Here is a 10,199-nt window from a genome sequence, read left to right on the forward strand (position 1 = left end):
ATGTCGGCCATGCCCGCGCGCTCTGTTTCGATGGCCGTCACCGCTCCGGATCGCGAGGAGGCGAGGGCGCGCGCCGTGGCCGCGGCGATGGACATCGTCGCCGAGCAGGGGCTGGCGGCGCTGTCGGTGCGCGACCTGGCGGCGGCGATCGGCAAGAGCACGACCGTCATCTTCAACCTCTTCCAGACCAAGGCCGGGGTTATCGCGGCCATGGTCGAGGCGGCGATGGCCGAGGACGCGGCCTTCCACGATGCGTTTCTGTCGCGGGTCGACGGGCTGGCGCTGGATCAGCGGCGGATGGTCGACATCACCGCGCGCTACGTGCTGGCCCGCGCCGAGCCGGGCGCGCGTTTCGCGCGGATCTGGGAAGAGGTGCTGATCGATCCCGAAGCGGCGCGGGCGGTCCGCGAGCCGATGCGGCGCTGGATGGCGATGCGCGAGGCCAAGCTCGGCGCCTTCCTGGCCCGCGACGCGCGGCTGGCGCGGCTGAGCGCGGTCTATCCGCCCTATCTGCTGATGGAGGAGCTCTACGCCAGCGCCCTCGCGCGGCGGCTCGACTACGAGCTCCTGCTGCGCGAGAGCCTGGAGGGGCTGGTCGCCATGGCGTTCGCGGCCGCGCCCGACGGCGAGCCGGCGGTGGCGGACTGGTTCAACGACGCCCTGCCGCTGCCCGAACCGCCGAGCAAGCGTTACGAGGCCGGTTCGGTGAAGCTGCGCCTGCTCGACATCTGCGCCGACCAGATCCTGGAGCGCGGCGTCGGCGCGGTCACCAACCGCACGGTCACCCAGGCGGCGGGCGTCTCGACCTCGACCATCCTCTACCACTTCGCCGACATGCGCGGCTTCCTGACCGAGGCCATCTGGCACGCGGTGTTTCGAGAGATCCCCGGCTATCTGGACGTTCGCAGTCCGCGCGAGGGCGAGCGGCCGTCGGATCTGGCCGGACTGACGGCTCTGCTGGCTCCGACCCTGCGCCCCGGTCCGGCGGAGGCGCCCGGCCTGGCGGGCTTCTATGTCAAATACGCCCGCCTGATCGCCCAGATCTGCCTGATGGCGCGGCGGGATCCGGCCTTCGGGAACCTGGCCATGCTGCTGCGCGGGCCGGAGGGGGGCGGCACCTACGCCCGCCGCCACGCCGTCTGGCCGCCGATGTTCGACATGACGCGGCTGGCCGCCATGCGCTTCGCGATCTGGATCAAGGGCGCGGCCCTGCTGAGCGCGGCCTTCCCCGACACCGAGGGGCGCGATCTGGAGGCGCGGCTGGGCCAGGCCGCCCTGACCCTGGTTCCACTGATCCAGGCTTAGTCGAACGTCCGATATCGGAAGGGCCGCCAATCCCGCGTTTCAAGCGCGGGTTGTGCGGCCAGTATGGCTAATTCAAAGGGGTTCATTAAAGCGACACGCCGCCGCCCTATATGCCCTCGCTGTCGAACAGATGATTTTTCCGGCGATCGTATCCGGGAAAGAAGGGGCGTCATGCGTAGACTGTCGAAAGCACAATTCATCGCCGCGTTGATGAGCACGGCGGCCATGCTGGCCGGGCCGGCCCTCGCGGCCGAAACCCCCGCGCCGAGCGCGGACGAAGCCGTCGCCAACCGGCTGGACGAAGTGACCGTCACGGCGCGCCGTCGCGCCGAGTCCGAACAGAAGGTCGCCGCCGCCCTGACCGTGATCAGCGGCTCGGAGCTGGATCGTCGCAACATCCAGACCGTAAACGACCTGGAAAACAGCGTGCCGAACCTGGAGGTCACCAGCCAGCTGGGCGGCGGCCAGCCGCAGTTCCGCATCCGGGGCGTGGGTCTGACCGACTACGCCGCCAACAACACCGGCACGGTCGGCGTCTATGTCGACGAGATCGCCTATCCGTATGGCTCGATGACCCAGGGCGCGCTGTTCGACGTGGCCCGCATCGAGGTGCTGCGCGGTCCGCAAGGCATTCTCTATGGCCGCAACACCACCGGCGGCGCGGTCAGCGTCATCACCAACGCCCCGACCCGGACGTTCGACGCCGGGGTCACCGCCTCGTATGGCCGCTTCGACGCCGCGCACGTGGACGGCTTCGTCTCGGGTCCGCTGACCGAGACCCTGGCCGCGCGCCTGGCCGTGACCACCGACCAGGGCGGCGCCTGGCAATATAACCGCGACACCCACGAGAAGCTGGGCGACAAGGACCGCTGGGCCGCCCGCCTGAAGCTGGACTGGAGGCCCAGCGACAAGACCGAGATCGACGGTTCGGTGCGCTACAACCGCGATCAGTCCGACGGCCTGGGCCTGCGCCTGGTGACGCGGCCGTTCCAGTCGCACAACTACGCGCCGATCGGCCGGCTCTATCCGATCGACACCGATCCGCGCATCACCGGCTGGGGCATCTCGCCGTACTTCGCCCAGCTGATCGGCGCGCCGACCAACGCCAAGCCGTTCCGCAACAACGAGGGCTGGGGCGTCAACACCCGCCTGCGCCACGACTTCGGCTGGGCCGCCCTGACGGCGGTGGTCGGCTACGAGGACTTCAAGCGCCGCGAGTTCAACGACTGGGACGCCACCGCCTCGAACGAGGCCGGCACCTACTTCTTCAACAAGATCGACACCCTGTCGCAGGAGGTCCGCCTGGCCTCGCCCGGCGACAAGGCCTTCCGCTGGCTGACCGGCCTCTACCACTCGACCGAGACCGTCAACGGCGGCTTCTATTCCGACTTCTCCGAGGCCGCGAGCCTGAAGGACTGGATGTCGACGACCTACAAGCAGGACGTCGAGACCACAGGGGTGTTCTTCAACCTCGACTATGACCTCACCCAGCGCCTGACCCTGTCGGGCGGCCTGCGCTGGGAGGACGAGACGCGCGAGCTGAAGGGCTTCAAGACCGAGATCCTGGCCCCGACCTATTCGCTGTTGGCCAGCACCAGCAAGAACCGCCACATGGGCGAGTGGTCGGGCAAGGTCGGCGCCGAATATCACTTCACCGACAACGTCCTGGGCTATGCCAGCGTGGCGCGCGGGGTGAAGTCGGGCGGCTTCACCACCTACAACAGCGGCCTGCCCTCGCAGCTGGACCCGTTCGATCCGGAAAAGCTGATCGCCTACGAAACGGGCGTGCGCTCGGAGTTCTTCGATCGTCGCCTGCGGGTCAACGCGGCCGTCTTCTATTACGACTATCGCGACGAGCAGCTTCAGGGCGTGCTCTATACCCAGACGGGGCGGGTCGGCCGGATCATCAACGTGCCCAAGTCGCACATCGAGGGCGGCGAGCTGGAAATCACCTGGAAGCCGGCCGCGCGCCTGACGATCAGCCAGTCGCTGGGCTACAAGTACGGCCAGTACGACGAGTTCTTCTTCGTCAACGCCACCGCCACCGAGGCCGCCAAGGACCCGGTGACCGGCCAGTACAACAAGATCGTCTACAGCGACCGCTCGGGCGAGCGCCTGCCGTTCCCGCGCGTCGACTACAAGGGTTCCGTCAGCTACGTGATGGACGTCGGCGCCTGGCAGGTCGAGGCGGAGACCAACTACAACTACCGCAGCGACCAGTTCAGCACGTCGTCGAACTCGGTGATCGGCGACTACTGGCTGTTCAACGCCAGCCTGACGGCGCGTCCGGCCAACGGCAAGTACGCGGTTGGCGTCTGGATGAACAATGTGACCAACAGCTATTTCGAAGAAACGCGGAACGCCTTTATCTCGGCGGCGACGGCGTCGCCGCACGAGCCGCGGACCTATGGCGTGCGGGTGTCGTACCGCTACTGATCGACGGCCGTTCCCCTTCGGCCATCGGCCTCGCCCCGGCGCGTCGCGCGCGCCGGGGCGAGGTTCTCGCGTTTTGGATAGGAGCTGGACATGACGATGGATCGCAGGCGGGTGGTGGGCTCGGGCCTGGCCCTGGGCGTCGCGGCCTTGGCCCCGGAGGCGCGGGCGCGCGAACCGGTGTTCCGTCACGGGGTCGCCAGCGGCGAGCCGGCGCCGGACCGCATGTTGCTGTGGACGCGGGTCACGGGCCTCGACCAGCCGACCGGCCGCTGGCGCATCGCCACCGATCCGGGTCTGCGCGACGTGGTCGGGCAGGGCGCCTTCGCGACGGGCGCCGAGCGGGATTTCACGGTCAAGGTCGAGGCGAGCGGCCTGAAGCCGGCGACCGACTACTGGTACCAGTTCGAGGCCGGCGGCCAGCGCTCGCCGATCGGCCGCACGCGCACCCTGCCCGTCGGGCGCACCGATCATCTGGATATCGCCCTGGCCTGCTGCGCCATGTACGGCATGGCCTATTTCCACGCCTATCGGGCCATCGCCGAGCGTCAGAACCTCGACGCGGTGCTGTTCATCGGCGACTACATCTACGAATACGGCGCCTCGACCTATCCGGGCCTCGCCGCCGTGCGTCAGGTCGACCCGCCGCGCGACACGGTCACGCTGGACGACTATCGCCGCCGCCTGGCCCAGGCGCGCGCCGACGCCGACCTACAGGCCGCCCACCAGCGCGCCCCCTGGATCTGCGCCTGGGACGATCACGAGATCGCCAATGACGACTGGATGCACGGCGCCCAGCATCACGACCCCGCCAAGGACGGCGATTGGGAAGCGCGCAAGGCGGCCGCCGTCCGCGCCTATTACGAGTGGATGCCGATCCGCGATCCCGACCCGGCCGATCCCTATGGGATTCAGCGATCGGTGGCGTTCGGCGACCTGGCCACGCTGATCGTGCCCGAGACCCGGCTGAAGGCCCGCGAGGAACAACTGACCCTGGCCAAGGATCTGGACCGGCTGCCCGACGGCCGTCCGGACCTCGACGGCTTCCGCCGCAAGATCGCCGATCCCGCTCGCCGGATGGTCGGGCAGCGGCAGATCGACTGGCTGGCCGGCGAGATGAAGGCCTCGGTCGCGGCCGGCCAGCCCTGGGTGCTGCTGGGCAGCGCCACGGTGATGGCCGACTACGTCTATCCGGACATGAGCCGCTGGGCGCCGGCCTCGGGTCCGATGAAGGGCTTCTTCGAGCTGACCAAGCTGGAGCTGCCGATGCTGAACCTCGACGGCTGGTCGGGCTACGCGGCCGAGCGCCAGCGGATCTATGACGCCATCCGCGCCAGCGGCGCCCGGACGGTGGTGCTGTCGGGCGACAGCCACATGGCCTTCGTCAACGAGCTGCACGACGACCGGGGCCGCGTCGCCGTGGAGGTGTCGACCAGCACCCTGACCGGCCCGTCCCTGGGCGTGGTGCTGGAGATGAAGGACACCCCGTTCGGCCAGCGCCTGGCCGAGCGCAACCGCGACGTCCTGTGGTGCGACCCGCTGGCGGTCGGCTTCGTCCTGGTCCATCTGACGCGCGAGGCGGTGGAGACCAGCTTCATCGCCGTCGCCGATTCCCGGGCGCCGACGTCCTCGACCTTCGTCCAGCGCCGGGCTCGCGCGGTCGCCGAGCGCGACGGCGTCAGCGCCTGGACGCAGTCGACCTGACCATCAGCCGCAAGGCCGGGTCTCGCCGGTCGCCAGATCGACCCGGAAGCATTGCTCGCGGCCGGTGTCCTCGTCGCGGACGACGACGGCGATCGCCGCGTCCGGGGCGTGGGCGAAGTCCTCGAGATAGGCGAGCGCCGCCGCCTCGGCGGTGGCCTCGTCGAACGCACGCACGTGACGCGCGTGGGGATCGCGAACGCGGACGGTGAAGGGCATGGATCGGCTCCGGATCTGACCTTAGAGCGTGATAGCCGAAAGTGTGAGCGGTTTCGGCGGTTATAACGCTCTAAATGTTTGATTTAGAGCCTTATTTTCCGCTCGAATGATTCCATTCGAGCGGATAAGGCTCCAGCCCCCTCGAAACGCGCCGGACGCGAAACGGATTCAGGTCAGATTGTATTCCGGCTTGGCGTAGACGCCGATCAGGTCGACGCCGAACACGTTGTGGGTGACCTGGTCGGCGAAGAGGGCGTCGGCGGACTTGGCGTAGACGCCGACGTCGGCTTTGACCGCCTCGGCCATCAACCAGCCGACCATCGCCGCCTTGGTTCCCTGGCCGTTGGCGCCGTCGCCGCCATAGCTGGCGAAATAGTCGGCGCGCGTATCGATCAGCGCGTGGACCTTGGCGTCCGTGGGCGTGAGGCCAAAGATCGTCGCATAGGCCTTGCGGGTGGCGTCGAACAGGCTCAGCGCGCCATAGCTGGCGACGAAAGCGTCCTTGCCCTCGCCCAGCTTGCCCAGATTGACCGCGAAATTGATGTAGCGGTTCTCCAGATTGAACGACTGGTAGTAGGCGCTGTTGAGATTGTTGGCGTTCGGGCCGGTCGGCGAGACCAGATAGTCCATGCCGGCGGCGGTCGGCGTCTTGCCGGTGAAGAACTCATAGGACAGCACGGCCACGGCGCTGGCGCCGGCGGCGGCCTTGACCACCTGGGCGATGGCGTCGGCGGAGCTTTCCCCGCCGGCCATGGCGGTGGCGATCGTCTTGGTGATCGGCTCCGCGGCCGGAATGAACGGCGCCAGGCGCAGCACCGCGGTGATGGCCGAGGCCACGCGGCTGTCGACCATCGACACCGTTCGGTCCGAGAAGGCCAGGCTCTCGATATTGATCAAGGTGTCGGTCCCGTCGGTTCCGACATTGTCCTTGATCGTCCAGCCGCCATTGGCGTTGGCGGTCAGGGCGTAGTTCGCGAACTTGCCCGCGAACACGGCGGTGTCGAAGCCGCCCTGGCCGTCCAGGGTGTCGTTGCCCGCCCCGCCGGTCAGGATGTTGTCGGCCGCGTTGCCGGTGATGATGTCATTGCCCGAGCCGCCGATGGCGTTCTCGATGACCGTGCCCATGGCGATGGCGACATTGCCGGTCAGGCCGCCGACGCTGGAGAAGAAGCCCTGCCGCAGGTCGATCGTCTGGGGGACCTTGTAGCCGGAGAAGTCGAAGGTGTCGTTGCCGCCCGCATCCCAGACGGCGAACACCAGCTTGCTGGACGCCGAGGTGGCGGTGAACCAGTCGCGGCCGCTGTTGGAGTTGAAGCCGTAGACCGTGTCGCCGGTGCGCGTGGTCATGTTCGCGCCATAGGCCAATTGGGCGGCGGCGATGTCGTCCAGCAGCGGCGAGGACGCGTAGGCGCCGCCGAACGACGCGCCGGTGTTGCTCTCGCTGAAATAGGACATAACCGTGTATTGGCGGCTGTCCTCGTAATAGGAGGCGTCGTTGGCGTAGGTCAGGGTCTTGTTGGCGCTGGCTTCGTAGTCGCTGGGGTGCGCCAGGCCGATCGCGTGGCCCAGCTCGTGGACCAGGACCTGGCCGCCATAGTTCGAGCCCGACGGGTTGGTGTTGTACGACAGGGTCGAGTTGAGCCAGACGTCGCCGGAGCTGCTGCTGACGGCGGTATTGCCCGGATAGAAGCCGAAGGCCGCCGCGCCCGACTCGCCGGCGCTGTAATTGCCGAACAGGATCGAGGCGCTGTCGCTATAGGCCGCGTCGCCGCTGGTTCCCGAGCCGACGCGGACGAAGGTGATGTTGGCCACGTCGGACCAGGCCTGCAGCGCCTTCTCGGCCTGGGTGATCTGGGCCGCGTTGAATTGAGAGAAGCCCGAGGTGTCGGAGGGCATCTTGGTCGGGGCCGTGGCGCGGAAGGCATAGGTCACGGTCGCCGGAACGCCCAGCGCCGCCGACCAGCCCGGCTCGCCGCGCAGCAGTTGCGAGGCGGCCTGGTCGACCGTCATGCTGGGCTTGCCGCCCACCACGCCGGTGCGGGAGTCGGCGTTGACGAACGCGCTGGGCCCCTCGACGCCGTTGATCGAGGCGGGTTCCGGGCCGTCCGGGAACAAATTCTGACTCAAGCGCCGTACTCCTAGCGTCCCCGTCTCCGCGAGTATGGGCGGTGTCGAATTCCTCTGCAATCTTCGCTATTTGCGACATGACGGCACAGCGTTCCGGTCACGCTTTCAGAGGGTGTTCCGTGTCGGTTTCCGAACTTTCGACCGTTTTTGCTCCGCTTTTGTTGCTTATCGGCAACACCCAAATTCGGGGATGGCGCGTTTGTGGTGCTGGTCCGGGGACGTGTCTGACCCGCGACACAAACAGAGGGTTTTGCTTATGAATATGCGGTTGCTGGTCGGCGTCGCGGCGGTTGCGCTGAGCGCCGCCTCGGGCGCCTTGGCGCAAAGCGCCACCAGTGGTTGGTACGTCGCCGCCGATGTCGGCTATCACGATCCGTCGGGCGTGAAGACCACCACCACGAACAATCTGGACTGGACGTTCTCGGGCGATCACGATTGGACCGGCTTCGGCCGCTTCGGCTACAAGTTCTCGCCGAACTTCCGTCTGGAAGCCGAATACGGCTATCGCCCCGGCGATCTGAAGAGCGTCCTGAGCCCGACCGCGAACGCCGCCCAGCCGATCGGCCTGTGCGCGCCCGGCGTGACCCGCTCCGCCGCCTCGCCGGCCTGCGGCAAGCCGAACGGCTCGCTGAAGGCCCAGACGGCGATGGCCAACGCCATCTTCGACATCGCCCCGAACTCGAGCCTCAACCCGTTCATCGGCGGCGGCGTCGGCGTGGCGTGGGTGCAGAACAAGGCCTATGGCCAGCTGTCGGGCCTGCCGGCCACGGGCGGCTTCGCGCCCTACCAGAACACCAACTTCAACGACACCGACCAAGCCATGGCCCTGCAGGCCATCGCCGGCGTGGCGTGGAACTTCGCCGACAACTGGTCGCTGGACCTGACCGGCCGCTACCTGCGCACCTCCAAGCTGAACTGGGGCTCGGTGACCCAGAACGCGGGCCCCGGCGTCGGCAACATCTACGACGTCGGCTACGCCTCGGGTCGCTACAAGGACGCGTCGGTGACGCTGGGTCTGCGCTACACCTTCGGGTCGGCCCCGCCGCCGCCGCCTCCGGCTCCGGCCTATGAGGCTCGCGAGTTCGTGGTCTACTTCCCGTTCGATCAGTACATCCTGACGCCGGAAGCCCAGGCCGTGGTGCAGCAGGCCGCCGACTACGCCAAGGGCGGCAACGCCTCCAAGATCGTGGTGGTCGGCCACACCGACACCTCGGGCTCGGACAAGTACAACCAGAAGCTCTCGGAACGCCGCGCCAAGGCGGTGGCCGACGGCCTGGTCAGCCTGGGCGTCCCGGCCACGACCCTGTCGGTCGACTGGAAGGGCGAGAAGGACCTGGCCGTCCCGACCAAGGACGGCGTCAAGGAACCGCTGAACCGCCGTTCGACGGTTTCGATCACCTTCTGATCCTAGCGATCAAGGAATTGGGAATGGGGGTCGGCCTTCGGGCCGGCCCCTTTTTCTTGGGCGTCGGTCAGCGCTGTCCGGAAACGAAAAGACGCTCCCGATGGGGCGTCGGGAGCGTCCGATCCGGCGGAACCAAGAGGGCGGAGGCCCGCCGTCGACGAAGCCGGGGGCGCCGGCCGCGTGGGGTGGAACGTGCGAGGCGACAAGCGACCGCCCCGAGCGCTCCGATAACCGTGTTCAACTATACGCCGTATCGCCGGACAGGCGAGTCGAAACGGCCGGGTTCGACCAGGTGCGACAATTGGCGCGGCAGCGGCGAGGGGCGGCCCAGCATCCGGGCGACCAGGTGCTCGGCCAGCAGCGGCGCCAGGCAGAAGCCGCGCGAGCCCAGGCCCGCCAGCACGATCGGGCCGTCGTCTCTGGTCCCGGCCAGCGGCAGTCGGTCGGGCGTGGTGGCGCGCACCGCCGCCCGGCTGGACGGGCAGGCCCTTGCGCAGCGTCTCCAGATTGCGGGCGTGGTCTTGGGGCCGCACGTCGGTGGCCGTGTCGTCACGGTCGTGCGTCGCCCCAAACAGCACGCCGTCGCGTGTCGGCACCGCATAGCCGCCGAAAGCGACGGCGGGCGTGGAGGGACCGGCGGTCCAGCTAGCCTGGCCACGCACCGGGCGGACGACCAGGTCCGGGGCCAGGTCGGCGATCGCCGCGCCGGTCGCCAGGGCCACGCGGTCGGCGCGCAGGATCGTTTCGCCCGCCGCGTCCAGCAGCCGCCAGCCCGCGCCGTCGCGCTCCAGCTTGGCGACCCGGCGGCGAAGGACCTCCCCGGTCCAGGCGGCGGTCACGACGGGCGGCGCGATGACGAGGGCCGAACCCATGGCCAGGGCGCCGTCCTGGTCCAGAGTCATGGTTCCCGGCTCGAACAGGTCCTGGCCCGCCACGGTCGCGAAGCGGGTCGGGTCGCGCTCGGTCTGGGGCAATTGCCGCACGCCCCGCGCGGTCACCGTGTCGGGCA

At 68.5% G+C, this 10,199-nt stretch carries 8 protein-coding genes; 5 read left to right on the top strand and 3 right to left on the bottom strand.

The window, feature by feature from the left end; all coding sequences use genetic code 11:
• From FCU40_RS21480 to FCU40_RS21490, 3 genes are all read left to right on the top strand, one after another.
• On the top strand, window positions 1-1,305 hold a 1,305-nt coding region (locus tag FCU40_RS21480; RefSeq protein WP_206677363.1), incomplete at its 5' end, for a TetR family transcriptional regulator.
• Between the two features lie 171 nt (window positions 1,306-1,476).
• Complete coding sequence (locus FCU40_RS21485; RefSeq protein WP_168077756.1) at window positions 1,477-3,741, top strand: TonB-dependent receptor; 2,265 nt, start codon at window positions 1,477-1,479, stop codon at window positions 3,739-3,741.
• Between the two features lie 90 nt (window positions 3,742-3,831).
• A complete protein-coding gene (locus FCU40_RS21490) occupies window positions 3,832-5,442 on the top strand; it encodes an alkaline phosphatase D family protein (RefSeq protein ID WP_168077758.1) in 1,611 nt (536 codons plus the stop codon).
• A 3-nt stretch (window positions 5,443-5,445) separates the two neighbouring features.
• Here the strand turns inward: FCU40_RS21490 and FCU40_RS21495 are convergent, their stop codons facing one another.
• Entirely contained in the window at window positions 5,446-5,658 is a 213-nt protein-coding gene (locus FCU40_RS21495; protein ID WP_168077760.1) for a DUF5961 family protein, read from the bottom strand.
• A gap of 168 nt (window positions 5,659-5,826) precedes the next feature.
• On the bottom strand, window positions 5,827-7,785 hold the full coding sequence (locus tag FCU40_RS21500) for a M10 family metallopeptidase (protein ID WP_168077762.1): 1,959 nt from the start codon (window positions 7,783-7,785) through the stop codon (window positions 5,827-5,829).
• 256 nt (window positions 7,786-8,041) lie between these two features.
• On the opposite strand from FCU40_RS21500, the gene FCU40_RS21505 reads away from it, so the two are divergent.
• The gene (locus FCU40_RS21505; RefSeq protein WP_168077764.1) at window positions 8,042-9,190 is read left to right on the top strand and encodes an OmpA family protein; all 1,149 of its coding nucleotides are present in this window, start codon (window positions 8,042-8,044) and stop codon (window positions 9,188-9,190) included.
• A 241-nt stretch (window positions 9,191-9,431) separates the two neighbouring features.
• On the opposite strand, the gene FCU40_RS23580 is transcribed toward FCU40_RS21505, so the two are convergent.
• The gene (locus FCU40_RS23580) at window positions 9,432-9,653 is read right to left on the bottom strand and encodes a hypothetical protein (RefSeq protein ID WP_342672573.1); all 222 of its coding nucleotides are present in this window, start codon (window positions 9,651-9,653) and stop codon (window positions 9,432-9,434) included.
• Window positions 9,654-9,705: 52 nt separating this feature from the next.
• Here FCU40_RS23580 and FCU40_RS23585 point away from each other — a divergent pair.
• A partial coding sequence (locus tag FCU40_RS23585; RefSeq protein WP_342672574.1) for a hypothetical protein occupies window positions 9,706-10,199 on the top strand: 494 nt, incomplete at its 3' end.

The sequence above is a fragment of the Caulobacter sp. SSI4214 genome (assembly GCF_012184455.1).
In the GTDB taxonomy this organism is placed as follows: Bacteria; Pseudomonadota; Alphaproteobacteria; order Caulobacterales; family Caulobacteraceae; genus Caulobacter; species Caulobacter vibrioides_E.